Annotated in this window: 26 protein-coding genes, 1 tRNA gene and 2 pseudogenes; 13 read left to right on the top strand and 16 right to left on the bottom strand. The window is 71.7% G+C overall.

What is annotated here, in order from left to right; translation table 11 throughout:
* Positions 1-31: 31 nt before the first annotated feature.
* From ABZX11_RS28165 to ABZX11_RS28140, 6 genes are all read left to right on the top strand, one after another.
* Positions 32-457, top strand: a complete 426-nt coding sequence (locus ABZX11_RS28165) for a roadblock/LC7 domain-containing protein (protein WP_043776238.1) — start codon at positions 32-34, stop codon at positions 455-457.
* Entirely contained in the window at positions 454-825 is a 372-nt protein-coding gene (locus ABZX11_RS28160) for a DUF742 domain-containing protein (RefSeq protein ID WP_176171649.1), read from the top strand. The genes ABZX11_RS28165 and ABZX11_RS28160 overlap by 4 nt, the downstream gene beginning before the upstream one ends.
* 16 nt (positions 826-841) lie before the next feature.
* Entirely contained in the window at positions 842-1,399 is a 558-nt protein-coding gene (locus ABZX11_RS28155) for an ATP/GTP-binding protein (protein ID WP_176171650.1), read from the top strand.
* Between the two features lie 160 nt (positions 1,400-1,559).
* Positions 1,560-2,660: a hypothetical protein gene (locus ABZX11_RS28150; RefSeq protein WP_354918307.1), complete on the top strand. Its 1,101-nt coding sequence runs from the start codon at positions 1,560-1,562 to the stop codon at positions 2,658-2,660.
* A 22-nt stretch (positions 2,661-2,682) separates the two neighbouring features.
* Positions 2,683-3,312, top strand: a complete 630-nt coding sequence (locus tag ABZX11_RS28145) for a hypothetical protein (RefSeq protein ID WP_354918303.1) — start codon at positions 2,683-2,685, stop codon at positions 3,310-3,312.
* Positions 3,309-4,130: a hypothetical protein gene (locus ABZX11_RS28140; RefSeq protein ID WP_354918300.1), complete on the top strand. Its 822-nt coding sequence runs from the start codon at positions 3,309-3,311 to the stop codon at positions 4,128-4,130. The genes ABZX11_RS28145 and ABZX11_RS28140 overlap by 4 nt, the downstream gene beginning before the upstream one ends.
* 46 nt (positions 4,131-4,176) lie before the next feature.
* On the opposite strand, the gene ABZX11_RS28135 is transcribed toward ABZX11_RS28140, so the two are convergent.
* From ABZX11_RS28135 to ABZX11_RS28125, 3 genes are all read right to left on the bottom strand, one after another.
* Positions 4,177-5,877, bottom strand: a complete 1,701-nt coding sequence (locus tag ABZX11_RS28135) for a post-COAP-1 domain-containing protein (protein WP_354918297.1) — start codon at positions 5,875-5,877, stop codon at positions 4,177-4,179.
* 134 nt (positions 5,878-6,011) lie between these two features.
* Complete coding sequence (locus ABZX11_RS28130; protein ID WP_176171653.1) at positions 6,012-6,902, bottom strand: RNA polymerase sigma-70 factor; 891 nt, start codon at positions 6,900-6,902, stop codon at positions 6,012-6,014.
* Complete coding sequence (locus tag ABZX11_RS28125) at positions 6,899-7,276, bottom strand: DoxX family protein (RefSeq protein WP_354918294.1); 378 nt, start codon at positions 7,274-7,276, stop codon at positions 6,899-6,901. The genes ABZX11_RS28130 and ABZX11_RS28125 overlap by 4 nt, the downstream gene beginning before the upstream one ends.
* Before the next feature lie 99 nt (positions 7,277-7,375).
* Between ABZX11_RS28125 and ABZX11_RS28120 the strand changes: the two genes are divergently transcribed.
* From ABZX11_RS28120 to ABZX11_RS28105, 4 genes are all read left to right on the top strand, one after another.
* Complete coding sequence (locus ABZX11_RS28120; protein WP_354918291.1) at positions 7,376-7,933, top strand: TetR/AcrR family transcriptional regulator; 558 nt, start codon at positions 7,376-7,378, stop codon at positions 7,931-7,933.
* A gap of 14 nt (positions 7,934-7,947) precedes the next feature.
* On the top strand, positions 7,948-8,676 hold the full coding sequence (locus tag ABZX11_RS28115) for a cupin domain-containing protein (RefSeq protein WP_354918288.1): 729 nt from the start codon (positions 7,948-7,950) through the stop codon (positions 8,674-8,676).
* A 265-nt stretch (positions 8,677-8,941) separates the two neighbouring features.
* Entirely contained in the window at positions 8,942-10,702 is a 1,761-nt protein-coding gene (locus ABZX11_RS28110; RefSeq protein ID WP_354918285.1) for a DUF1996 domain-containing protein, read from the top strand.
* Positions 10,703-10,756: 54 nt separating this feature from the next.
* Positions 10,757-12,190 carry a family 43 glycosylhydrolase gene (locus ABZX11_RS28105; protein ID WP_354918282.1) on the top strand — a complete coding sequence of 478 codons (1,434 nt, stop codon included), beginning with the start codon at positions 10,757-10,759 and terminating at the stop codon, positions 12,188-12,190.
* A gap of 103 nt (positions 12,191-12,293) precedes the next feature.
* Here ABZX11_RS28105 and ABZX11_RS28100 read toward each other — a convergent pair whose 3' ends face one another.
* The 9 genes from ABZX11_RS28100 to ABZX11_RS28060 form a co-directional block, all read right to left on the bottom strand.
* Positions 12,294-15,029, bottom strand: a complete 2,736-nt coding sequence (locus ABZX11_RS28100; protein ID WP_354918279.1) for an AAA family ATPase — start codon at positions 15,027-15,029, stop codon at positions 12,294-12,296.
* Between the two features lie 79 nt (positions 15,030-15,108).
* Complete coding sequence (locus tag ABZX11_RS28095; protein ID WP_176171660.1) at positions 15,109-15,561, bottom strand: hypothetical protein; 453 nt, start codon at positions 15,559-15,561, stop codon at positions 15,109-15,111.
* A gap of 20 nt (positions 15,562-15,581) precedes the next feature.
* Positions 15,582-16,154, bottom strand: coding sequence for a VOC family protein (locus ABZX11_RS28090; protein WP_176171661.1), 573 nt, complete (start codon positions 16,152-16,154; stop codon positions 15,582-15,584).
* A gap of 114 nt (positions 16,155-16,268) precedes the next feature.
* Complete coding sequence (locus ABZX11_RS28085; RefSeq protein WP_354918275.1) at positions 16,269-17,093, bottom strand: DUF72 domain-containing protein; 825 nt, start codon at positions 17,091-17,093, stop codon at positions 16,269-16,271.
* A gap of 50 nt (positions 17,094-17,143) precedes the next feature.
* A complete protein-coding gene (locus tag ABZX11_RS28080; protein WP_354918272.1) occupies positions 17,144-17,458 on the bottom strand; it encodes a hypothetical protein in 315 nt (104 codons plus the stop codon).
* Positions 17,459-17,475: 17 nt separating this feature from the next.
* Positions 17,476-17,787 carry a DUF6204 family protein gene (locus ABZX11_RS28075; RefSeq protein ID WP_354918269.1) on the bottom strand — a complete coding sequence of 104 codons (312 nt, stop codon included), beginning with the start codon at positions 17,785-17,787 and terminating at the stop codon, positions 17,476-17,478.
* A gap of 106 nt (positions 17,788-17,893) precedes the next feature.
* Positions 17,894-19,066, bottom strand: coding sequence for a zinc-dependent alcohol dehydrogenase (locus ABZX11_RS28070; RefSeq protein ID WP_354918266.1), 1,173 nt, complete (start codon positions 19,064-19,066; stop codon positions 17,894-17,896).
* Complete coding sequence (locus ABZX11_RS28065; protein ID WP_354918263.1) at positions 19,063-19,539, bottom strand: hypothetical protein; 477 nt, start codon at positions 19,537-19,539, stop codon at positions 19,063-19,065. Before ABZX11_RS28065 ends, ABZX11_RS28070 begins: the two co-directional genes overlap by 4 nt.
* Positions 19,540-19,736: 197 nt before the next feature.
* The gene (locus ABZX11_RS28060; protein WP_354918260.1) at positions 19,737-20,468 is read right to left on the bottom strand and encodes an SDR family oxidoreductase; all 732 of its coding nucleotides are present in this window, start codon (positions 20,466-20,468) and stop codon (positions 19,737-19,739) included.
* 120 nt (positions 20,469-20,588) lie between these two features.
* On the opposite strand from ABZX11_RS28060, the gene ABZX11_RS28055 reads away from it, so the two are divergent.
* Entirely contained in the window at positions 20,589-21,761 is a 1,173-nt protein-coding gene (locus tag ABZX11_RS28055) for a LuxR C-terminal-related transcriptional regulator (protein WP_354918257.1), read from the top strand.
* On the opposite strand, the pseudogene ABZX11_RS28050 reads toward ABZX11_RS28055, so the two are convergent.
* Positions 21,659-21,981 (bottom strand): annotated as a pseudogene (locus tag ABZX11_RS28050) (isoamylase). The gene ABZX11_RS28055 and the pseudogene ABZX11_RS28050 overlap by 103 nt on opposite strands.
* A gap of 310 nt (positions 21,982-22,291) precedes the next feature.
* Between ABZX11_RS28050 and ABZX11_RS28045 the strand changes: the two are divergent.
* Positions 22,292-23,134 (top strand): maleylpyruvate isomerase N-terminal domain-containing protein, encoded by an 843-nt coding sequence (locus tag ABZX11_RS28045; RefSeq protein ID WP_354918254.1) that lies wholly within the window; start codon positions 22,292-22,294, stop codon positions 23,132-23,134.
* A 31-nt stretch (positions 23,135-23,165) separates the two neighbouring features.
* On the opposite strand, the pseudogene ABZX11_RS28040 reads toward ABZX11_RS28045, so the two are convergent.
* Positions 23,166-23,548 (bottom strand): annotated as a pseudogene (locus tag ABZX11_RS28040) (leucine zipper domain-containing protein); the annotation flags it as partial.
* A 267-nt stretch (positions 23,549-23,815) separates the two neighbouring features.
* Positions 23,816-23,888 (bottom strand) — tRNA-Asn (locus ABZX11_RS28035).
* Positions 23,889-24,053: 165 nt separating this feature from the next.
* Between ABZX11_RS28035 and ABZX11_RS28030 the strand changes: the two genes are divergently transcribed.
* Entirely contained in the window at positions 24,054-24,224 is a 171-nt protein-coding gene (locus ABZX11_RS28030; protein WP_176171670.1) for a hypothetical protein, read from the top strand.
* Here ABZX11_RS28030 and ABZX11_RS28025 read toward each other — a convergent pair.
* Positions 24,214-24,981, bottom strand: a complete 768-nt coding sequence (locus ABZX11_RS28025) for a trans-aconitate 2-methyltransferase (RefSeq protein WP_354918251.1) — start codon at positions 24,979-24,981, stop codon at positions 24,214-24,216. The two genes, ABZX11_RS28030 and ABZX11_RS28025, sit on opposite strands and share 11 nt — an antisense overlap.
* Positions 24,982-25,016 lie beyond the last annotated feature (35 nt).

Below are 25,016 nucleotides of genomic sequence, written 5' to 3'. Positions count from 1 at the left end.
TCCACACAGGAAAGTCAGGGTCTGAAGTCGAATGAACGAGTACGGGAACGCCAAACCCGATCTCAACTGGCTGCTCGACGACATGGTGAACCGCGTGGTCGGCGCGCAGAACGCCATCGTGCTGTCCGCCGACGGGCTGCTGATCGGCAAGTCGGCCGGGATGAGCAAGGACGACTCGGACCAGCTTTCGGCCATCGCCTCCAGCCTGCAGAGCCTCGCCAAGGGGGTGAGCAAGCAGTTCAACCGCGGCCCGGTGCTGCAGAACATGATCGAGATGGAGCGCGGCTACCTGTTCGTCTCCGCCGCCGGCCAGGGTGCCTGCCTCGCCGTGCTGGCCGCGGACAACGTCGATGTCGAAATGATCGCCTACGAGATGAGCCGGCTCGTCAAGCGCGTCGGCGACTACATGGCGTCCGCGCCGCGAGAAGCGGCGTCGGTGCTGCGGGAGGCCACATGAGTGTCGACGACGGCTGGTACGACGAGGCCGCCGGGCCGCTGGTCCGGCCGTACACGATCACCAGCGGCCGGACACCGGCCGGTACCGCACGGCTGGACCTGTCCACGCAGGTGATGACCCTGCGCTCGGAGCAGGAGCCGGCCGGGCTGGGCCCGGAGCACAACGCGATCGTGCAGCTGTGCCGCCACCCGGTGTCGATCGCCGAGATCGCCGTCTACATCAAGATCCCGCTGGGGGTCGTGCGGGTGCTCGTCGGCGACCTGATCGAACGCGGACTCGTCATCACGCGGTCCCCTGCCCACCACCCGGCGCAGTCGCCGGACCTCGAAACACTCCAGGCGGTTCTCGATGGCCTCATCAAGTACTGACGGCACGGGGGCGGACATGGTCCCCACGCCGGTCAAGATCATCATCGCGGGCGGTTTCGGCGCGGGGAAGACCACGATGGTCGGTTCGGTCAGCGAGATCCCGCCGCTGACCACCGAAGAGGTGCTCACCGAGGCGAGCGCCGGCGTCGACGACCTCTCCGGCGTCGAGCGGAAGACGACCACGACGGTCGCGCTGGACTTCGGCCGGATCACCATCTCGCCGCGGCACGTGCTGTACCTGTTCGGGACGCCGGGCCAGGCGCGCTTCTGGTTCATGTGGGACGACCTGGCCCGCGGCGCGATCGGGACGGTCGTGCTGGTCGACACCCGGCGGCTGGAGACCAGCTTCGCCGCGATCGACTTCTTCGAGCGCCGGAAGATCCCGTTCGTCGTGGCGGTGAACTGCTTCGACAACGCGCCGCGCTACACCCCCGAGGAGATCCGCGAGGCGCTGGTCGTCCCGGACCGTGTGCCGATCGTCATGTGTGACGCACGCGACCGCGACTCCAGCAAGCTCGCTCTGATCCGGCTCGTGAAGCACGCCATGACGGTGGTCCCGGCCGCCCGGGTCTGAGCTGCGCGTTGTCCGGTTTTGTCCGGACAGGACACCGCCGGTGTCCGCTGTGGCCCTGCGTGCCCGCGGCGGACACCGGCGTACCCACATGGCGCAATTGACTGGACCACCCGGGTGCAGATTTTTAGTTGAGCAAGCATCCAACTGATAGCATCCGCTCGTGACGAGTCGCGCGCCGGAATTCCCTGAATATATAAGGGAAAACTACCCGGCACAGGGTCGTCTCTTCGGCGACTTCCTGGGTGGACTGTGGGCCACCGCGTGCGAGGCGCTCGACGTCCCGGTGGAACAGTCCGTCCGGACCACCCGGATGCTGCGGTCCCTGCTGCCGCCGTGGGCGCACGAGCGGATCGGGTCCGCACCCGCCCAGCCGTCCTATGTGGCGGACGACGGCTTCCCGGCCGAGATGTCGGTCAACTGGTCGGGCGCGCAGCCGGAGCTGCGCATCCTGTTCGACAGCCTCGGCCACGACGTGGTTTGGCCTGGTGAGAGCGTTTTCCGCAGCCGTCGGCTCGACCACGTCCGCGAGACGTTCACCCCGCGCGCGGGCCGGCCGACCCCGGCGCCGCTGTGGCATTCGATCGCCTGGCGGCCTCCGTCCGGCGTGGTCCACAAGACGTACTTCGGGCTGTACTCCTGGCCGCACACCCACCGCGAGGCCGCGGTGACCGACGCGATGGCCCGGCTCGGCCTGGCCCGGGCGTGGGCCGACGCTCGCCGTCGCGTCGAAACTGTCGAAGGCGAGCGCGAGATCGAGTTCTTCGCCGTCGACCTGACCGACGAAGCCCAGGCCCGGGTGAAGATCTACTACCGCAACCACGACGCCGGCCTGGCCCAGGTCGAGCGCGTTGCCGCGGTGGCACTGCACCACGACTCCGAACGGGCGCTGGCCGCGTACCGGACGCTGACCGGCGAACGTCCCGACGCCGGCGAGGCGGCGTTGAGCTGCCTGGCGTTCCGCTCCGGCGTGGACCGGGCCGCCGAGTCCACGACGTACTTGAGGATGCCCGCGCTGGTGCCCGACGACGGCGAAGCCGTGGAGCGCACGGCCGCGCTGCTGCACGGCCAGGGCGTCGACCCCGGCCGGTTCCGCACCCTCGCCGCCGCGCTGGCCCCCGGGCCGCTGAGCGAGGGCAAGGGCGTCCTGGAACTGGTGAGCTTCCGCGCCGCGGGCCGGCCCGGCGACGTGACCACCTACTTCCGCCTCCCCGTCTACGACCGGCCGCCGCCGTCCCCCCTCTCGCCCGTCGATCTCGGATGACCCCGACCGGAAGGAGCAGATCGTGACCGAGCAGGACGTCGAGCGCGTTGCCCGCCACAACGAGCAGCGGCAGCGGGAGTACGAGGGGTCGGACCTGATCCGGCTGCTGACCGACGAAAGCACCACCGCCGAGACGAAGAAGGCGGTGCTCACCTACCTGCAGCCGTGGTCGAACGCGTTCCAGCGGATGATCAGCGCGCGGGTGACCTTCGAGAGCGACCCCGAGCTGCGCGCGCTCGCGTGCGAGCACCAGGCCGAAGAGGTCGGCCACGACAAGATCCTGGCCCGCAGCCGCGCGGAGGACCGGGAGCTGGTCTGGGACCCGGTGATCGAGATGGGCGCGTCCTGGTTCGTCGACCAGTTCGCGATCCTGCCCGGCGTGCAGCGCGCGGTGCTGGCGCACCTGGCCCTGGAGGCGGGCAGCCTGGTGTTCAGCCAGGCCGGCACGAAGGCGTTCCCCGACGACGAGTACTTCGAGCTGCACGACGAAGCCGACGTCGAGCACCTGGAGATGGGCTACGAAGTGCTGCGGCGGCGCACGGACTGGACCCCGGAGGCGGCGATCACGGTGCTGGACCGGGCGTGGCAGGTGATCGGCGTGGTGTCCGACCGCATCGCCGAGTGCGCCCGCCGCGATACGGTGGCTGCGTGACGACAACCGAACCGGAAGCCGCGGCCCGGGAAATCGCCCTCGAGGCCGCCGGCGCGTACCAGGAAGCGTTGGGAGAGCGCCTGATCGGCGCGTACCTGCTGGGCAGCCTCTCCTACGGCGGCTACTCCGCGGCGGCGAGCGACATCGACCTGGCCCTGGTCCTGACCGAAACGGGCGACGACACGCGCTCGTCGGTCGAGAGCACGACGGCGGCCCTGCAGGAGCGAAGCCCGTTGTACCGCAAGCTATCGGTGTTCTGGGCTTCGTTGCCGGCGTTGCGCGAGGGCCGCGACGACGGCCGTTTCCCGGCACTGGACCGCCTCCAGCTCGCCGACGACGGCCGGGTGCTGACCGGCACGGACGTCCGCGCGGAGATCGCCCGCCCGCAGGCGCGGGAGCTGCTGCTGGAGAGCGCGGGCTTCGCGATCGCGGTCCTGGCGACGGACGAGGTGACGGCGGAGTTCCGGACGCCGAAGCGCCTGCTGGTGGACAAGGTGTGGTTCACGAAGGCGGTGCTGTTCCCGGTCCGGTTCCTGTATTCGGGAACGACACCGACCGGCCGCGCGGCGAACAACGACGAGGCGATCGAGTGGTACCTGGGGCTGGCCGACGCCCCGGGGACATCGTTGGTCCGGTTGGCACAGCAGGTCCGAGCGGGGCACCCGTTGGAGGCGGCCGAGGTGGAGCCGGAGCTGGCGGCGGGGCTGGTGCCGTTGTACCGGCACTACATCGAGGCCGAGACCGGCCGGCTGCGGGAGACCGGGGCGCCGGAGGAGCTGGTGAGCGCGTTCGAGGACTGGGACAAGCGCTTGGGGTGACGGGGAACCGGCGGCGTGCGGGGAAGCACACCGCCGGTCTCACCGCTCAGTGGATCTGGACGTTCCCACCGTCGAGCGTCCGGCCGTACCCGGCCGAATACCCCGTGGCGAGCAACAGCTCGAACCGGTCCGCCCGCCCGGGTTCCCCCGCGTCCACGAGGTGGAGCCGGAAGCCGGTGGTGACCCCGTTCAGCACGGCGTGGCCGAACACGTAGGCGTCCTGGCCGGAGACCGAGATCCCGGTGATGTCCGAGGTGTGCACGTCGATCCCGTTGCCGTGGTCGTTGTATTCGAGCGTGCCGCGCGGGCCTTCCTTGCGCTGCATGAACTCGAACCCCGCGGTGGCGATCCCCCCGGGCACGAGGATCCGGACCCCGCCGGTGATCTTGCCGGGCTGCGAGGTGACGAACGGCGGCGCGACCGCGGTGGTCCCGCACTCGCCGACGGTGACCGTCTTGACGATGGCGAACTTCCCGTCCAGCGAGGTGAGATCCGCATCGGTGGTGAAGACGCCGTCCGGCAGGGTCAGCGTGACCCGGTACGTGCCGGGCAGCAGCCCGCCGACCGTCGAAGTCCCCGAGGTCGTGCGAGGGGCCGGCGGATCGTTCGCGAGGACGCCCGGAACACTCACTTCGTCGACGCGCACGGCGACACCGTCCGGAGCGGTCACCGCGATCGCGCCGAGGCAGACGTTGCCGAAGTCGACGCCGCCGGCGACCTGGCCGCTGGTGACGGTCACGGTGGTACTCCCGGACTCGGGTGTCGTCCGGCACCAGCCGCTCTGGTCCTGCTCCCGGACGGTGTACGTTCCCGGCCGCAGGCCGGAGAACCCGTACCCGCCGTCGGCCCCGGTGACCGCGGTGGCGCCGTTGTCCAGGTCGAAGGTCCAGTTCGCCAGGCCGGGATCGCCGGCGCCGCTGCCGTCGGCCCCGTGGTCGTCGAACTTGCGCCCCCCGATGGTCGCCGGCCGGTAGTTGCCGAAGTCGTTCCCGCCGAAGCGCGTTTCACCCGCGCCGTACCCGACGGCGACGGGGGCCGGCGCCTGCGACTGGACCCAGCCCGCCTGCGGGCGTTCGGTCAGGGTGTACGTCCCCGCACCGACCGGCATGGCGTTGGCGTTCAGGGAGAACGCGTAGCCGCCGCCGACGTCGGTGCCGGTCGTCGCGACCACCGTCCCGTTGTAGGACAGGTCGATCGTCCAGCCGGGCAAGCCCGGTTCCCCCGGCTGCCGGACGCCGTCACCGTTGACGTCCTCGTACTTCGTGCCACTGATCACCGGGACCGGTCCGGCGCCGCCGTGGTTGAAGTTTCCGCAGGCCACGCCGATGAACGCGCCGTTCCAGTACTTGACGTGGATCGGGCCGGTGCCGATCTCGGCGTCGATCCGCTGGTTGCCGTCGCGGACGTGGGGGCAGAGGCCGCCGGTGTTGCCGTCGCACCCGTTCCAGAATTCGTGGGGCCGGTCGATCGCCACGATCGGCGCCCAGACCATGAAGTTGCGGTCGAAGCCGCCCTGCGCTCCGTAGAACGCGGTGACCGCGGGCTGCGCGAACTGCTCGTAGGAGATCGAGTTCCCCGCGCCGACGTCGTAGAGGTAGGTGGATCGGTAGGTGCTGGTGGTGATCATGGCCTGTTCGTCGGGCCAGAGCACCGTCGCCGAGGCGACCGGCGCGAAGCCGAAGACGACGAGCGCGACAGCGGCGAACAACACCAGCGGGACGCGGAGCGCCCCGGAGAATCTTCGCATCGTGTCAACCCTTCCCCTGGCACGCCAGGATTCCGACGAGGCCGGGGACGAGCCGTCGTGCGCCGCGGTTCGCGGTGCGCAGCCAGGGTCGCGCCGCGCCGGTTCCGCGTTACGGGAACCGGCGCCTTTCCCCCTCACCGCAGGGTCAGCGGCGTCTCCGACTCCACCCGCGTCAGCTTCTCCGGGTTCCGCACGAAGTACAGCCCGCTGATCCGCCCCCCTTCCACCCGGACCGCCATGATCCCGTCGAACGCGCCGTCCACGTGCATCGCCAGTGCCGGCTTCCCGTTCACCACCACCGGCGCTCCGGTCAGCTCCACCGCCGCCTTGCCGATGCCGCCGATGATGAAGCGGGTCACCTTGTCCGCGCCGGACACCGGGCGCAGGGCGGCCTGCTTGACTCCACCTCCGTCGCTCAGCAGGACCACGTCCGGTGCCAGCAAGTCCAGCAGCCCCTGCAGGTCGCGGCCCTCCAACGCGCGCTGGAACGACTCCAGCACCGCCCGGGTCTCCCGCGCCGACACCACCTCACGCGGCCGGCGGGCGTCCACGTGCCGGCGGGCCCGGCTCGCGATCTGCCTTACCGCCGCCGGGGTCTTCCCCACCGCCTCGGCGATTTCGTCGTAGCCGAGGTCGAACACCTCGCGCAGCACGAACACCGCGCGCTCGGTCGGCGCCAGCGTTTCGAGGACCAGCATCAACGCCATCGAAACGCTTTCCGCCAGCTCGACGTCCTCGGCCACGTCCGGCGCCGTCAGCAGCGGCTCGGGCAGCCACGGCCCGACGTACGCCTCCTTGCGGCGCTTCAACGTGCGCAGCCGGTTGAGCGCCAGCCGGGTCGTGATGCGGACCAGGTACGCGCGCTCGTCGCGCACCGCCTCGTGGTCGGCTTCGGCCCAGCGCAGCCACGTCTCCTGGAGGACGTCCTCCGCGTCGGCCGCCGAGCCGAGCATCTCGTACGCCACCGTGAACAGCAGGTTCCGGTGGGCCACGAAGGCTTCCGTCACGACGTCTCCCCCGCTCATGCCGGCACCGGTCCGAACCGGCCCCAGGCGACGAACGCCGCGACGGCCAGGTAGGCCAGGTTCAGCACGGCGAACCCGGCACCGCCGTGCCGGACGTGGGTGATCATCGCACCCACCATCAGCAGCACCCAGCACCCGGCCGTCACCGGCACCAGCACCGGCGCGATCCCGGTCGCCGCCGGCAGGATCAGGCCGAGCGCGGCGAGCAGCTCCAGCACGCCGAGGCCCTTGACGAAGCCGGGCGCCGCGTCCGCGGTCCATTCCCCACCCGGCGCCGCCGCCAGTTTCTCCCGGGGCACGAACGCCTTGCTGACGCCCCCGGTCAGCGCCACGACGGCGAGCAGGCCGGCCGCGAGCCACAGGGCCAGGTCCATGACGGTCTCCTCTCGAACGGTGTCCGGCCTCAAGACACCGCCCGGCGGGAAGGTGTGACAACGTTGATTCTGTACCTACTAGTATGTACAGTCTGGCCCATGGGAACCCGGGACCAGCTCGTCGACAGCGCCCGCGAGCTGCTGTGGGAACGCGGCTACGTCGGCACCAGCCCCAAGGCCATCCAGCAGCGGGCCGGCGCCGGCCAGGGCAGCATGTACCACCACTTCGCCGGCAAGAAGGACCTCGCGCTGGCCGCCGTGCAGCGCAGCGCCGAGGAACTGCTGGCCGCCGCCGAGGCGCAGCTGCGCACGCCCGGCACCGCCGTCGAGCGCATCACCGCCTACCTGCGGCGCGAGCGCGAGGTGCTCAAGGGGTGCCCCATCGGACGGCTCACCCAGGATCCCGAAATCGTCGCCGACCCGGTCCTGCGCGCCCCGGTCGACGAGACGCTCACCCGGCTGCGCGCCCGGCTGGCCGAGGTGCTCGGCGAAGGCCGGGACGCGGGCGAGCTGCCCGCCTCCCTGGACACCGCGGCGCTGGCCGCCACGATCGTCGCCGTCCTGCAGGGCGGGTACGTGCTCGCTCGCGCCGCCGGCTCCCCCGAACCGTTCGACCAGGCCGTTTCCGGCGTGCTCGCCCTGCTCGCCGCCCACTGACCCAGGAGAACCCCGTGCACGTCCGCCGCGTCCCGTCCACCAGTACCGCCGCCCCCGCCGACGCGGTCACCGGCAGCGCCTGGGTCACCTCGCTCGCCGTCCCCGAAGGCCCGTCGCGGACCCGCGTCGACCGCGTCCAGTTCGCCCCCGGCGCGCGCACCCGCTGGCACCGGCACCCGCTCGGCCAGGTCCTGGTCGTCACCGAAGGCACCGGGTACGTCCAGCGCCGCGGCGGCCCGGCCCAGCTGATCCGGCCGGGCGACACCGTCCGCGTCGCCGCCGGCGAGTGGCACTGGCACGGCGCCACCGACACGACTTCGCTGACCCACCTGGCCATCGAGGAGCTGCCCGCCGACGGCACGCCGACCGAGCTCGGTGACCCGGCGGGCGAGGGCGAGCCCGCCGCCGTCCCGGCCCTCACCCGCACCCTGCTGCTGGACCAGCAGCTCCCGGCGCCGCGCGTCATCGATCACGTCGAAATCCGCCGGATCACCATCGCCCCGGGTGAGCACCTCGGCCTGCACGTCCACAACGGACCGGTGTTCGGCAGCATCGAAACGGGTTCGGCCGTCTACCAGATCGAAGGCGAACCCGAAACCGTGCTCACCGCCGGAGACGTCTTCCACGAGCCCGAATCGGCGCGGATCGCCCGGTTCGACCCCGAAGGCGACGGCGTCACCTTCCTCGCCTACTTCCCGGTCGGACCAGGCGAGACGCCGAGCCTGACCATGCTGGACAGCTGACCGGCGCACTCCGCGCCTCACCGAGCTACACGGCTCCCGGTTCATTGCGGTTCACCACATTTCCGAACTCTTTCCTCACGCGACGAAGCACTGGACAACGGGGCGGGCACGGGTCACGATTACGCCCGTGCCCGCCCCTCGTTGAGCTCCCGGAAAGAATCGGTCAGCTTTTCACAAGGCGGACATTGTTATCGCTAACAGAGAACCGCGCCACTGGTGTCGGGCCAGTGGATTCTCTTCCCCTTGAACCCCACGGAGTCACGTCATGCCCGGAAACGCGGGAAAGCACCGCATCTCCCGACGAACCAAGATCGCCACCGGCGTCACGGCACTGGCCCTTGCCGCCGGCGGCATCGCGGTGGCAACCACCTTCGGCGCGTCCGACCAGGCCAGCGCCGATCCGGCCGATCCGTCGCTCTACATCGACATCCTGAAGGTGAAGCCGAACGACTTCGCGCCCGCGAACGCGCGCGGCGCGTCCACCGGCACGTTCACCGTGGACTGCGGCCGCAACGAGAACCAGCACTTCAACCCGGACAACTTCGTCGCGCAGCCCGGGGTGCACAACGGCGCCCAGCACCTGCACGACTACGTCGGCAACCTCTCGTCGAACGCGGACTCGAACAACAAGAGCCTCGAAGCCGCCGGCACAACGTGCAAAAACGGCGACAAGTCCGCCTATTTCTGGCCGGTTGTCCGTATCGACACCGGAGACGACGAGAAGAATCCGCCCGCCAAGTCCGCGGACGGCGACCGCGACCAGGCGGCCCAGGCCGCCGCGTCCCCGGTGATCACCTGCCCGGACGTCGCCAGCCGGCTGCCCGACGTGCCCGACTCGGCGATGGCCGAGGTCAACCGCAACCTCGACCTGCTCGACACGCAGATCGACGAGGCCAACCAGCGGCTGGTCAGCACGCGCGGCCAGGGCGGCCCGAACTTCGTCCAGAACGCCATCCTCGGCCCGCTCAAGGACAAGCGCGTCGCCACCATCGACCGCATCGCGATCGCCATCGGCCGCACCGCCGCCAAACCCCAGGGCCTCGGCGTCCTCGCTCCCTGCAAGCTCAAGGAACAGGCCGGTACCGGCGGCAACCCGGCGAGCAACGGCGGCGGCGCCCCCGGCGGGGTGGTACCGCAGATCACCTGCCCGGACGTGGCGAGCAAGCTGCCCGCGATCCCGGCGTCGGCCAAGGCCGAAGTGGACCGCAACCTGCAACTGCTCACCACGCAGATCCAGGAAGCCAACCAGCGGCTGGTCAGCACGCAGGGCCAGGGCGGCCCCAACTTCGTCCAGAACGCCATCCTCGGCCCGCTCAAGGACAAGCGCGTCGCCACCATCGACCGCATGGCCATCGCCATCGGCCGCACCGCCGCCAAACCCCAAGGCCTCGACGCCCTCGCGCCGTGCAGTCTCGGCCAGGCCGACAACAACGGTGGTGCGACGGCGACACCGCCGCTGCCCGGCCCGGACGCCAACAACGAGCTGCCGGACAACGACGGGGTGATCCAGCGCCCGGTGAAGGTGGGCATCACCTTCCGCGGCAGCGCGGCGGGCAAGGTCGTCGCGATGCCGAAGTTCCTGCGCGCGCTCAGCGGTGACGCCAAGCCGTCCATCAACGGCACCAAGAACACCCGCGCCGCGTGGACCTGCACCGGCTTCGAGAACCGGCTGACCGACAAGTACCCGATCTGCCCCGAAGGCAGCAAGGTGGAGCGGATCCACGACTTCCCGAGCTGCTGGGACGGCCAGAACACCGACAGTGCCAACCACCGCACGCACATCGTGTTCCCCGACGGCAGCGGCCGCTGCGCCGCCGGGTTCAAGGCGGTGCCGCAGCTGCGGACCACGCTGGTCTACGACATCCCGCACGACATCCAGGTCAAGAAGCAGTACAAAGTGGACTCGTTCCCGTCCGAAAAGCACAATCCGCTGTCCGACCACGACGATTTCGCGAACGTGATGTCGCAGAGCATCATGAACCAGGTCGTCAACTGCATCAACCGCAACAAGAACTGCAACGCCTGACCTCCCCGCGGGTGCCCGCCGCGGACGGCGGCGGGCACCCGTGAGGAGACAGCGATGACGGTCCCGATCGTCCCGGGTTTCCACCCCGACCCGTCGATCTGCCGGGTCGGCGGCACGTACTACCTGGCGAACTCGAGTTTCGAATACGTGCCGGGCGTCCCGATCCGGCGCAGCACCGACCTCGTCTCCTGGGAGCTCGTCGGGCACGCGCTGACCCGGCCGAGCCAGCTGCCGCCGAACGAGGGCGCCGCGAACACCGGAGTCTTCGCGCCGACGCTGCGGCACCACGACGGCCGGTTTTACCTGGTCACCACGAACGTCCTCGACGACCGCGGGCAGCTGATCGTGACGGCCGAGGACCCGGCCGGTCCGTGGTCCGACCCGGTCCACGTGCCCGGCACCACCGGCATCGACCCGGACCTGTGCTGGGACGAGGCCGGCGGCTGCCACCTCACCTGGGCGTCGTTCCGGCCGGACCTGCCGGGCATCGCGAGCGTCCCGATCGACCCGGCCACGGGCGCGGTGCTGGCCGAGCCACGGCTGCTGTGGAACGGCACCGGGCTGGCCGCACCCGAGGGCCCGCACCTGTACCGCGTCGACGGCTGGTGGTACCTCCTGCTCGCCGAGGGCGGCACCGAACGCGGGCACGCCGTCACCATCGCCCGCGCCCGCACGCTGGAAGGCCCGTACGAGCCCGCGCCCGCGAACCCGGTCCTGACCCACCGCAGCACCACCCACCCGGTGCAGAACACCGGGCACGCCGACCTGGTCGAGTGCGCCGACGGCAGCTGGGCGATGGTGTACCTGGGCGTCCGGCCGCGCGGCAAGACACCGCAGTTCCACGTCAACGGCCGCGAGACGTTCCTGGCCGGCGTGGACTGGGTGGCCGGCTGGCCGGTGGTGGCCGAGGACCGGTTCCCGGTCCCGAAGGCGGACAACGGTTTCATCGACGACTTCGCCGAGCTCCACCCGCGCTGGGTGGCCCCGGGCGCCGGGCCCGGGACGTTCGCGCGCCCGGTCCGCCGGGGCGAGCTGGCCCTCACCCCGGGCCGCCCGCTGCTGACCCGGGCCCTCGACGAGTACTGGACGGCCGTGGCCGACCTGGACGTTTCCCGCGGCACGGCCGTGTTCGTGGTCCGCATCGACGACCGGCACTGGTACGGCCTCACCGCGGACGGCACGAAGGTGACGGCCACGCTCGCCATCGGCCCGGTCGTGCAGGCGATCACCGAAGTCGCGGCCGGATCGGTGGTGTCACTGAGGATCCGGGCGCTCCGGCCGGACCCTTCGGGCCCGCTGCGGGAAGTCACCGAGCCGGACCTGGTCGAGCTGTCCGTGCTCGGCGAGCAGGACCACGTCCTCGGCGCGTTCGACGGCCGCTACCTGTCGACGGAGGTCGCGGCGGGCTTCACCGGCCGCATGATCGGCGTGGAGGCACTCGCCGGAACGGTGACCCTGCGCGAATTCCGCTACGAGCCGGAGGAATGACTCCCGTCAGCGATAGCCATCACCCCGTGGCCGACCACGCCGTGGCCGCGCAACGCTCCGGAGCTCTCTTCGGCGGTCTCCAGCATCGCGGCCCGGTCCGGGCTCATGCGCCCACGAGAGCCGCGTCCCGCAGCTGACGGCGTGAACTGATTCCGAGCTTGCCGAAGATCTTGCGCAGGTGCCATTCGACCGTGCGCGGGCTGAGGAACAGCCGGGTGCCGATCTCCGGGTTCGAATACCCCTCCGCCGCCAGCCGGGCGATCTGGAACTCCTGCGCGGTCAGCTCGCCGGTCGGTTCCGCCGTGCGCTTCCGCGCCGTCTCGCCGGTGGCCTGCAGTTCGCGCCGGGCCCGGTCGGCGAACGCCGCCAGCCCCATCGCGGCCAGCTGTTCGTGGGCCGTGTGCAGGTGCGCCCGGGCGTCGACGCGGCGGCCTTCGCGGCGCAGCCATTCGCCGTACAGCAGGTGGCTGCGGGCGAGGTCCACGCGCAGCGTCGTCCCCTCCAGGCACGCGATCGACTCGCGGTACAGGGCGTCGGCCTCCGCACTGCCCAGCGCGCGCACGCGGGCGTCGATCCCCCGCGCTTCCGCCGTCCCGGCGCCTTCGGCGCGCTCCGCGGCTCGGACCGCCGCGGCCGCCAGCCACTCCTCGTCGCCGGTCCGGGAGGCCGCCTCGGCCAGTTCGGCGGTGACCAGGCTCTGGAACCCCAGCACGTCGTGCTCGAACACCCGGCGGGCCGCGTCCAGCGCGGCGTCGTGCCGGCCGAGGCCGTTGTACAGGACCGCCCGCCCGTAGTCGGCGAAGGTCACCAGCCGGAGCTGGCCGCGCGCCGACGCCTGGCGCGCGGTCTCGTCGAGCAGCTCGGCCGCCTGGGCTTCCCGGCCGCGGAACGCCTCGAGCAGCATCGTGGCGTAGCCGACCGGCGCGTTCCCGGTGACGTCGGCGATCGCGCGGTCCTCTTCGACCGAGGCCGCCGCCGCGGTGAGCTCGCCCGCCAACAGCTCGTTCACGGCGAGGAAGTTGAGCGCGAACTGCAGCTGCACCAAGGCGCCCGCGTCCCGCGCCAGCTGCACCTGACGCGCGGCGAACGACCGTGCCGCCGCGAAGTCCGCCGCCTCGGTGGCGGCCAGGCCGCCGGCCCGGTTGCCCAGCAGCCACAGCACCCGCCCGGCGTCCTCCGCGCCGACGTCCAGGCGGCCGACCGCCGCCACCGCCGTGGCCAGCAGCGGCGCCGCGGTCCGGTAGCCGTCGGTGAACCGGGTGACCAGGGCGTCCAGCAGGAGGTCGACCGCGCGGGGCGGCACCGGCGCCGGCGGGGCGGCCCGGGTGGCTTCCGCGACCGCGACGAGACCACTGCGGTCCGAGCCCGCCCACAGCGCCGCCGCCAGCGCCTCCAGGTACGTTTCCCGCGCCCGGCCGGCGTCGAGCGGGATCAGCCGTTCGGCCGCGTGCAGCAGGAGGCGGGCCGCGTCGCCGCCGCGTCGGTCGTCGAACGCGAGCTGCCCGCGCAGGCGCTCGACTTCGGCCGCGCGCCCGGCGTCCGGCGGCCCGGCCGCCACCGAGTCCAGCAGGCCGAGCGCCTCTTCGAGCGCGCCGGCGTCCCGCTTGACCGTGGCCGCCGCGAGTTCGCGGTCCGCGCGCCGGGCTGGTTCGGGGGTCAGCAGCGCCGCTTGTTCGAAGAACGCGGCCGCGGCGACCAGCCCGCCACGGGCCTGGGCGCGGCCCGCCGAGCGTTCGAGGTCGGCCGCGACCTCTTCGTCCGGCGCGACGGTCGCCTGGGCCCGGTGCCACGCCCGGCGGTCGGGGTCGCGGTCCGGGTCGGTGACGTCGGCCAGGGCCCGGTGCACGTCCTGCCGGTCCCGCGGCGGCGCCGACCGGTAGACGGCCGACCGCACCAGCGGGTGCCGGAACCGGATCCGGCGGCCGAACTCGATCAGCCCGGTCGCCTCGGCCGCGGCGGCGGGGTCGGCACCGAGCCCCAGCCGGCCCGCCGCACCCCAGAGCAGCGTGGCGTCGCCGAGCGGCTCGGCGGCGGCGACGAGCAAGAGCCGCCGCGTGTCGGCGGGCAACGGCTCGAGCTGCTGGACGAAGCAGTGTTCGATCCGCGAGGCGAGGTGCCCGGGCGCCCCGACGCCGTCGGCCGCGGTCCACGTGCGGGGCAGTTCCAGCAGCGCCAGCGGGTTGCCGTGGGTTTCGGCGATGATCCGGTCGCGGACGCGGGTGTCCAGCGGCCCCTTGAGCACCGAGGCCAGCAGCGCGTCCGCGTCGGCCTCCTCCAGGCCGCCGATCGGCAGCTCCGGCAGCCCGGCGAGATCGGGCTCGCGGCCGCCCTCGCGCACCGCGAAGACGACCGCGATGCGCTCGGCGAGCAGCCGCCGGGCGACGAAGGTGAGGACCACCTCGGACATCCGGTCGAGCCACTGGACGTCGTCGACCAGGCAGAGCAGCGGCTGGTCCTCGGCCACCTCGGCGAGCAGGGTGAGCACGGCCAGCCCGACGAGGAACCGGGTCGGCCGGGCGCCGGCGCTCAGCCCGAACGCCGTGCCGAGCGCGTCCCGCTGGGGTGCGGGGAGCCGGTCCAGCCGGTCGAGGAAGGGCGCGCAGAGCTGGTGCAGTCCCGCGTAGGCCATCACCTGCTCGGCCTCGACGCCGGCGGCGCGCGCGACGCGGAAGCCGCTCGCCCGCTCGTGCGCGTACTCCAGCAGCGCGGTCTTGCCGATGCCGGCCTCGCCGCGCAGGACCAGCACCCGGCCGCGCTCCGCACGGGCATCGGCCAGGAGGCGATCGAGCGTGGCCCGTTCGCCGTGCCTGCCGATCAGCGCGGGCGCACGCCCCGGCATGCCAACCTCCCACGGCCCGCCGGCAACGGCGGGACGACCGTGCCGGGTGAGCCGAACCCTAGCGCAGCGCGCCGGCGCGTCACGCGTTGTCGGCGATGCGCGCCTCGATGGCCCGCGCCGTCTTCGCCAGCTCCCCGCCGAGGACCCGCTTGCCCAGGACGCCGAGCAGGGCCCCGAGCAGCCGTCCCTTGAGGTTCTTGCCCTCCCGCACCACCACGGCGTCGACCTGCGTCGTCCCGTCCGCCAGCCGGGTGAAGGTGTAGGTGTGCCCGGACGCGCCGCCCCAGGTGTTGGAGTCGGTGGTCGTCATGACGACCCGGGCGGGGTCGGACCAGTCGTAGCGCAGGCGTTCCCAGATGCCGCCCGACCCTTCGGTGACGTCGGCGTGGCCGGGGCCCTGGTCGTGCACCCGGAGGTACTCGTTCGCGCTGCGCCCGAACAGCTTCGCGCGCTCCGGCCCGAAGTCGGTCAGCCCGGCGAGGAACTGCTCGGGCGAGGCGGTGGTCAGCTGGCGCAGGTGGATCGTGGACATCGCGTTTCTCCTGGAAGTGGTCAGGCGTCCTGGTGCTCGGCCATGTAGCGGGAGTACCAGGCCGGCCACTGTTCGTCGTACTGCCCGGTCTCCTTCTCGTGCTCGCCGTGGGCGGCCGCGGCCTGCTTCAGCGCGTGCTCCAGCTCCTCGGCGGAGCCGTAGGTCACGCCGGAGGTGCGGCCCGGGAACCGGGTGGTGATCTCCTGGATCAGCCAGGTGTTGCCGTCGGGGTCGCTGAAGGAGGCGAACGAGCCGTACGTGCCGTGGTCGGGGTGCACGCCGGGGGCGAAGGCGCCGGTCTCGTCCCGGTGGAACACCTCGCTGACGGCGACGCCCAGCCCGGCGAGCTCCTTGCGCGCGGCCTCGATGTCGCTGACGACCAGGTAGGTCCCGCGCACCGAGCCCGGGGCGGCGTCGGTGATGCCGGTGCCGAAGTGCACCGACGCGGCCGACCCCGGCGGGGTCAGCTGGACCACCCGCGAGGTCCCGAAGGCGATGTCGGCGTCTTCGCGCCAGCCGAGTGTCTTGTAGAAGTGCTTGGTCCGGTCGACGTCGGTGACGGGCAGGACCACGACCTCGAGCTTCATGTCCATGATCGGCAACTCCTCGTGTCTTCGCGGCGGGTGCGCCGCTCGACGTTCAGAGTGGTCCGCCAGGGGTGCCCTTCGCCCCAGGGAGACACCCTGGTCCCCGCCCGGGTCCCTGGTTCAGAAGAGGGTCGCGGGCTCGACCGGCTCCGGTTCGGGCAGCGGGTCGAGCCCGGGCACGAGCGCCCGCACGTCGTCGTGGAACCGGCGGGCGAGCGCCGGGGCGTCGTCGTTGTCCGGAGTGTGGAGGAAGACCGTCGGCGACCGGCCTTCCCGCAGCCAGCCGGCGACCACCTCGGCCCAGGGCTCCCACCCCGCGGCCGTCTCCTCGGCGGAGTCCCGCCCCAGGTACCGCACCACGGGCCGATCGGTCAGCGCCCGCGTCCGCCGCGGCAGCCGGGGTTTCCGGGTCCAGGCCTCCTGTTCCGCGGCGCTGACCGGAGGCCGGGCGAAGAAGACGGTGGTGTCGAACGGCACCCATTCGGCCTCGGCACCGGCAAGAGCGTCTTCGAGCAGCGACGCCGAGCGGGGGTCGGTGAAGAAGTCCGGGTGCCGCACTTCCACGGCCCGCCGGAGCCCGGTGGGAAGCCGCCGCAGGAAGCGGCGGAGAACGTCGACGTCGCCGGGCCCGAAGGAGCCGGGCACCTGCGTCCACAGGACGGCCCGCGCACCGAGCGGTTCGACGGCGTCGAGGAAGGCCCGCATCTCGGCCTCGACCCCCTGGAACCGGCGCTCGTGCGTGACGGCCTTGGGGATCTTGACCACGAACCGGAAGTCCGGGCCGGTCTGCTCGGCCCAGGTCTCGACGGTGGCCCGCGCGGGGGTGGCGTAGAAGGTGGTGTTCCCTTCGACGGCGTTGCACCAGCCGGCGTAGGCCCGCAGCCGTTCCTTGGCGGGCAGAGAGGGCGCGAGGAACCGCCCGGGCCAGGCTTTGTGGGTCCACATCGCACACCCGACGTGCAGACGTGCCACTCGTCAGCTCCCCTCGGCCGGTTTCACACGCGTTCGTCACCATGGTGGAACACACCGCGCCGAACCCGCACGGCGGCCTCGCCGTCCAGCCAGCGCAGGCTGAACCGCTCGCCGTACCAGTCGAGCTCGGCGGCTGCCAGCTCCTCCTGCGCGCTGGCGGTCCCGGGGTCCGCGCGGTCTTCGTACCGCCACTGGAGGTCACGGTCCGGGCGCGCGAACACCATGTCGACGTAGGTGGTGCCACCGCGGGTGAGCATCTCCGGAACGGTGACGTGGAGGTACCCGTGAAACCGCGATCCATCGGCAACTTCGGCGATCCGGTCCGCGAACTCGAACACGGGCGCAGTGTCGCCCGTCAGCGGCGCGCGGTCCGGACGTCGTCGAGGCAGGTCGAGCTGACGGTGAGGTCGCGGTACGGGTAGCCCTCGCGATCGAGCAGCTCCATGGTGACCAGCTGGGCGTGCTCGTGCGCCCGCTGCGCGTCTTCCGCCGTGACCAGCACCCGGAAGGTGAAGCCGCCGAGGTGCCGGGGGAAGGTGAGCGACCCGGTTTCGCTGAACGACAGCTCGGAAAGATCCCCGTCACTCGCGCGGGCGAGGAGCTTCTCACGGACGGCGCCGGCCGGCCGGTCGAACTTGCCCCGGACGAGGACGCGATAGGTCGGCATGGGTGCCAGGCTATCGAGAGCGAGCCGAAGCGCAGAACGGTTTTCCGCCGAACCCGGAGCCTCAAGGAATGGCGCCGGTGACTGCCGATGAGGCCCGGGTGTCCGCTCAGAACTGGAAGACCGGTCGCACGCAGCCGTCCTGCTTGTGCTTGAACATCTCGTAGCCCTTCGGTCCCTCGTCGAGGGTCATCGGGTGGGTGGCGAAGTGCCGGGTCGGCAGCTCGCCGCGGGCGATGCGGTCGAGCAGTTCGGGGATGTAGCGCTGCCCGTGCTGCTGGGCGCCGCGGAAGACCAGACCCTTGTTCATCAGCGCCCCGAGCGGGAACTTGTCCACCACGCCGGCGAACACGCCCAGGCAGAACACCGATCCGCCCTTGCGGCACGCGTGGATGGCCTCGCGCAGCGCGGTGGGCCGGTCGCTCTGCAGCCGCAGCTGCTGCTTGATCTGGTCGTAGGCGTACTCGGGGCCGGGGCTGTGGGCCTCCATCCCCACGGCCTCGATGCACACGTCGGGTCCGCGACCGCCGCTGAGCTCACGCAGCTCGGCGCCGACGTCGGTCCGGGTGTAGTCGAGGGTTTCCGCGCCCATGTGCTCGCGGGCCTGGCGCAGCCGTTCGGGGATGCGATCGATGACGATCACCCGCTCGGCGCCGAGCAGCACCGAGGCGCGAGCGGCGACCTGCCCGACCGCCCCCGCACCCCACACCGCGACGACGTCACCCGGCTTCACCCCGCCGAGGTCGGCGCCCATCCACCCGGTCGGGCCGGCGTCGGAGGCGAACACGGCGGCCAGGTCGTCGTCCAGGCCCTCCGGCACCGGGAAGCTGCCGTGGTCGGCGAAGGGCACCCGGATGTACTCGGCGTGGCTGCCCGCCAGGCCGCCGAGGGCGTGGGAGTAGCCGAAGCAGGCGCCCACGTCCGCGCCCCACAGGGCCTGGGTGATGCCCGAGTTGGTGTTGGCGTTGTCGCACAGGGACCACAGGTCGTGGGTGCAGTACCAGCAGCTGCCGCAGCCGGCGAACGAGCACACGACGACCCGGTCGCCGACCTTGCGGTTCCGCACGCCCGGGCCGACCTCGACGATCTCGCCGAGGAACTCGTGCCCGAGCACGTCGCCGGCCTGCATGGCCGGGATGTACCCGCCGAGCAGGTGCAGGTCCGAACCGCAGGCCGCACTGGCCCGTACCTTGACGATCACGTCGCCGTTGTTGCGGATCTCCGGATCGGGCACCTGCTCGACCCGGACCTCGTTGACTCCTTCCCAGCACAGCGCCTTCACAGCCGACCCTCTCCTTGTGCGATGTGGGTGGCCCGGCTCAGCAGACGGCCGAGCGGGCCCGGATGGGTGGTCGCGGGCGCGTCGGGGTGGACGATTTCGCCCACCTCGAGAAGGGATTTGGCCTCGCGCAACGCGACACGCACCCGCTGGCGCGGGTCCTTGCCCTCCAAGCGGGCGAACGCCGAGGCCGGTTCGTGGCGGGTGAGCCGGGCCGCGAGCTCGGTGCCCTTGTCACCAGGCGCGGGCCGGACCTGGACCTCCACGAGGTCGCCCAGTTCCCGGAGCGGTGCGGGCAATGCCCCGTCGGCGACGACTTCGTCCGGCGATCGGAGGACGGTGACGACCAGCCACCTGTTCAGGGCTTCGTCGTCCTCACTCCGCTGCCCGGACATCGCGCGCCGCACCGCGCTGATGCCCGCAACTCCTATTCCCGCCACGGTCGCCAGTTCCGCGAACCGCATTTTCGCCGTCATTTCTGGTCTCCTCGCCCCAGGCCGGTGATCCGCATCTGCACGTCCCGGACGCTCAGCCGGCGAGTGCCCTTGACCGCGCTCAGATTCCCGCTGCCGTCACGGGTACACGCGACGGCGCGCTTTTTCTGATTCCTGGTTCCGGCGCGGCAGCAATGGCGATGACACGCGTTCGGCGAGTCACCCGACCGTGGAAGGCGTCAGCTCCGCCGGTGGCGGAGCCACTCGTCGAACTCGGTGGCGACGATGCGTTCATCGTGCACTTGGTCGGCCGCGGGCGAGCACAGCCAGCGCACCGGAGCGGCCATCACGTCCGCCGGGAGCAGCCTCGAGGTGTCGACCGCACCGTCCGGGATCATCCCGGTGACCGTGGCGCCGCCGGGGAGCAGGAGGTTCACCCGGACGGAAGTGCCCGCGAGATCGGCGGCCATGATCCGGGAGAGGGATTCGGCACCGGCACGAGACGGGCCGTAAGGGACGAAACCGGCGCGGCGCATGGTCTCGTGATTCATCGTGACGTTGATGATCCGGCCGCTCGGCGAAGCGAGCAGGTCGGGCACGAAGGCCTTCGCGACGAGGAAGTAGCCGGTCAGGTTCGTCCTGACCACGTCGTCGAACCCGGCCTCGGACACCTCCCAGAACGGCTGCGGCTCCGTCAGGAACCGCGGGTTGACCGTGCGCATCCCGATGCCGGCGTTGTTGATCAGCACGTCCAGCCCGCCGAACAGGTCAAGCACCCGGTCGCGCCCGGCCCGCACCGAGTCCGGGTCGCGCACATCCATCGCGATCCCGTTCGCCCCGATTTCGGCGGCGGTCGCCGCCGCGCGATCCGCGTCGCGACCGGTGAGCACGACGTGATGCCCGTCGGCGTGGAGCGCCTTCGCCATCGCCCACCCGAGACCGCTGGTGCCCCCGGTGATCAAGACCCGCATGCCGCCAGTATGGCTTCCTGCCTCCGAGGCCGCCGGGCGGCGAGTCGCGGGCGATCTGCCGACGCGGCAACCGAGTACCGCACCTTGCCCCTCCGCAGCCACCCGACGATAGTGGGAAAGATGCCTCCACCCGCAGACGGGTTCGCGCGATCATCGCTCACCGCGCGCGAGCGCACCGTCCTGCTCGGGGTCGCGCAACAGCTGACCGACGGCGAGATCGCCGACGCCCTGAACGTCCCCAGACGCACCGTGGCGAGTCATGTCGCGGCCCTGTCCGCGAAATTCGGCGTGCAGGAGCGAGCGGACCTTGCCGCGCTGGCCGTCCGGGACCTGGCGGACTCACCTCACGACGCTCCCGCGCAGGCCGACGGGGTGCTGTGGCGAGAGCTCATCCGGCTGCGCGCGCAGCTGCACCAGTCCACGGCGGCGGCCCGCGCGCTCAAGGCCCTGGACCAGGCGTCCGGCGTCCTCTACGAACGCTACCGGCTGCCGAGCCTCACGGTGGCGTCGCGGCTGCTGCGCCAGGTGGCCCAGCGCCACGGGCTCGGAGCGGCGGATCTCGCCGCCGCGCTCCTCGCCCTCGCCCGCCCCGACGGCGACGGCCGCTGGTTCCCGCGCCGCGACTGGCGGCGTGGCCCGGAACTGACTTTCCTGCCCGAGCGGCCTTCGAACCTGGCGCAGGTGCTGACGGCGGCGCTCGACGCGTCGGCCGAGCGCGCCGGTACCCGGCAAGGGGACCTGCAGCTCGTCCCGGCCAGCGGCCGTGGCCTCGACATCGTGGTCTCCCGGGGATTCACCCAGGCGTTCGTGAAGCATTTCGCCCACGTCGAAGGCGACAACACCGCGTGCGCCCTCGCACTGTCGACGCGGGAACCCGTGTCGATCCCCGACATCACCCGAAGTGAGATCTTCGACCCGATGGGGCGCGCCGCGCTGGACGCCGAACAGGTCCGCACGGTGCACAGCACCCCGATGCTGACCGACCGGGACAGCTGTGTCGGCGTGCTCTCCACCCACCGCTCACGGGCGAGGCAGGAACCCGGCCAGGCGACCCGGGACGAGCTGACACGAATCGCAACCCAGACGGGCACTTGGCTCGCCTGGCAGCGGCGGACCGCGCGGCTCGACGCGCTCGAGGACCTCCACCGCAGCGCCGGCCGGCATCCGGCCACCGCGGACGACGGGCCCGATCAGCGCGAGGCTTCTGCTCCCGTCTCTGCCGAGCAGCGCCGGACCGGTGCGCCGTCGACCGGGTCGAGCACGTCCGGATCGTCGGGGTCGTCGAACCAGTAGCCGTTCTCCCCGAGGTAGCGGAACTGCACAGCGACACCGGCGGCGACCTCCACGGTGGCCGAACGGCGCCCGGTGGTGTGCGACTGCAGGCGGTGCTGGCCTGGGTCCAGTTGTTGAACGAGCCGACCACGCTGACGCGGCCGGGAGGCTCGTCGGCAGGCAGGCTGAAGACGATGCGTTTCGCGCCGTTCCCGTCGCGGCCTCGGCAAATCTTGATCACTCGGCGATAGCCTCTCGGTGTGTCCGTGGGAGACCGTGCGCTCGACGCTGAGCGCGTCCATGATGCCATTCCCGCGCCGCGCTTCGTTCCCCCGCCGCCGGGGTGATCACCCGGTCGAGGCTCGCAGGTCCGGACGCAGACAGCACGGACGGTGGGTTTGCGCACTGTGGGCAACTGCGTGGAAGGGAGTCGTGGCGCCCGGGGTAGCCCCGATCGTGTGAGGGGGTACGGCCGCGAGTTTCCCCGCCTGGCGCGGAAAACCGCAGTCTGGGAGAGCCGGCTCCGGCACCGCGGGAGTTACCGTCGGACCATGACGATCCCCCTCGCGCAGTGGCAAGCGGTGCGCGCGGCCTTCGCCGCGACGGGCGAGCGGTTCGCGGCGGCCGTGGAGAACGCGCCGGACCCGCACGCGAAGGCCGTCGGCAAGTGGTCGGTGGCCGAGACCGCCGCGCACGTCGGCTGGATCGCCCTCGTCTACACCGTGATGGCCGGGGGTGACGGCGGCCCGCTGCCGCTGCCGGAGCTGGAAGCGCCGATGGCGTCGGCGAACATCGAGACGGTCTCGGAGATGAACGAGATCGCGATGACCGCCTACCCCGAGCGCGACCCGCGGCGGCTCGCCGAGCGCCTGCGCGCGGACGTCGCGGAGGTCCTGCGGGTCACCCGTGACTTCGACCCGGACAAGCCGGTCTGGTGGCTGGGCGGCAGCCGCGTGCCGGTGGCCGGCCTGCTTGCGCACCTGATCAACGAGCTCGAGATCCACGGCTGGGACATCGCCCGCGCGAGCGGCGCGCCGTGGCGGATCGACCCGGCGAACGAAGCGTCGTTCCTCGAGCTGTTCTTCGTCGGCATGGTCCGCAACGACATCGGAAGCCTGCTGGACTACGCCAAGCCGTCGCCGCGCCGGATCGCCGTCGAGTTCCGCTCGGCGTACACGACGCCGGTGGTGATGGTGCTGCAGAACGGAGGCCTCCGGGCGGAGGAACCCGACGGCACAGCCGACGTCCGCCTCACCTTCGACCCGGCCGTGCTGGTCCCGATGATGTTCGGCCGCATCTCCCCCCTGAGAGCGGTCGGGACGGGCAAGGTCCGCGTGGGCGGCCGCCGCCCGTGGAGGCTGCCGGAGTTCCTCCGCACGGTGCACATGCCCTAGCTGTATGTGGCCATTAGGTTGGTGGCAGTCGGCTGGCCCGGATCACCTGCCCGGTGATCGGGTCCAGCGCAGCCAGCCGCGGGATCTGGTGGCGGGCCAGTACCCGTGACACCGTCCGTGCCGGGACACCCAGCTCGCAGCCCAGCCAGGCCGGTCCGCGGCGTTCACGCTGCCGCAACGCGACGATCCGCGCTTCGAGCTCGTCGCTGGTCCGTCGTGGTGAGGTATGCGGGCGCGAGGACCGGTCCCGCAGACCGGGCTCGCCCTCGCTGGCGTAGCGGTCCAGCCAGGTCTTCACGCATTTGCGGGAAATCCCCATCGCAGATGCGATGTGCGCTTGCGGCCATCCGGCCTGGTGACGCTGGACGATCAGCAACCGGCCCAGAAAGTGGTCCGGGCGTTACGGTGAGACACGAGAGCCTCCGGTTGGCGTGGGTCCTAGACAAGCCACACCTCAACCGGAGGCCCTCCCCACGTCAACCACGACCCACCGCCACCAACGTCCTGGCCAAGTACACCTAGCAGGGCGGACGTGTGAGGTCGGGGACGCGGCGCGGTTGAAGCCGTTTGCCTGCGGGCGGTGGGGATGGGTGCCGTGGCCGGACGATCGTCAGAGCAGCCACGGGATCGCCCCTGCTCCCGGATAGCAAAAAGACCCAGGTCGATGACCTGGGTCTTGCGCTCCCCCGCTTGGACTCGAACCAAGAACCCTCCGGTTAACAGCCGAATGCTCTGCCAGTTGAGCTACAGGGGAATGTTGCTCACTTCCGGTGCCGGTCTCCGACCGACGAGAAGAACTTTAGACCATGCCCCCGAAGCCCCGTGCACCACCCCCCACTTAGCGCAACCGCCCCCGCTCGCGCGGTTTTCCTGGACAATGGACAGTCGGACGACCTAACGACGGAAGGCGTGGACGCGGATGAAGAAGTTCCTGCTGGGGGCAGGCCTGGGGTACGTACTGGGCGCCAAGGCAGGCCGGGGGCGGTACGAGCAGCTCGTGCGCACCTACCGCCGGGTCGTCGACCACCCGATGGTCCAAGGCGCTGCCGGGGTGGCCCGCGCGAAGATCGGGGAGAAGATCAAGCGCTGACCCGAGCCACGAAGAACACGCGGCGGAACTCGAACCACGTGACGCCGTCCGGCCGGGGTGGGTAGGCCTCGCGCAACAGCGGGGCCAGCGAGGCGCGGAACTGCTCCCACTCCGCGTCGGTCAGGGCTGCATGGATCGGGCGCAACGCCGTCCCGGTGATCCACTCCAGCACCGGTGACGGCCCGGTCAGGGGCTGGACGTACGTCGTCTCCCAGGCGTCGACGTCGCAGCCCGCGTCGGCCAGGAGGTTCGCGTACTCCACCGGGGTCGACACCGCGTCGTCCTCGCGCAGGGCCACCTCCGCCAAGCGGGACGCCCACGCCGGGGACGCCGCCAGCGAGCGTGTCAGCGCGTGCGAAGGCGCGTTGAAGTTGCCCGGCACCTGCACCGCCAGGTACGCCCCCTCAGGCAGCGTCGACGCCCATCGCCGCAGCAACGCCGCGTGGTCGGGGACCCACTGCAGGACGGCGTTCGACACCACGACGTCGGTGTCGGGCGCCGGCTTCCAGTCGCGGACGTCGAGCAGCTCCGCGTCCAAGCCTCGGGCGCGGGCTGCCGCCACCATTTCGGGTGAGCTGTCGCTGCACTCCAGCGCTGCCGACGGCCAGCGGTCACGGAGGGAAACCGTCAGGTTGCCCGGGCCGCAGCCCAGGTCGACGACGCGACGGGGGGCCGCAGCTCCGATGCGGGACACCAGGTCGTAGAACGGCCGGGCGCGCAGGTCGGCGTAGTCGAGGTACTTGCCCGGATCCCACACGAGAGCCTCCCGGATAACAGTACGCCTGTACTGAG

It is taken from the genome of Amycolatopsis sp. NPDC004169, from assembly GCF_040610315.1.
Lineage (GTDB): Bacteria > Actinomycetota > Actinomycetes > Mycobacteriales > Pseudonocardiaceae > Amycolatopsis.
The sequence above is the reverse complement of the archived record's forward strand: the minus strand, read 5'-3'. Positions and strand labels throughout refer to the sequence as shown.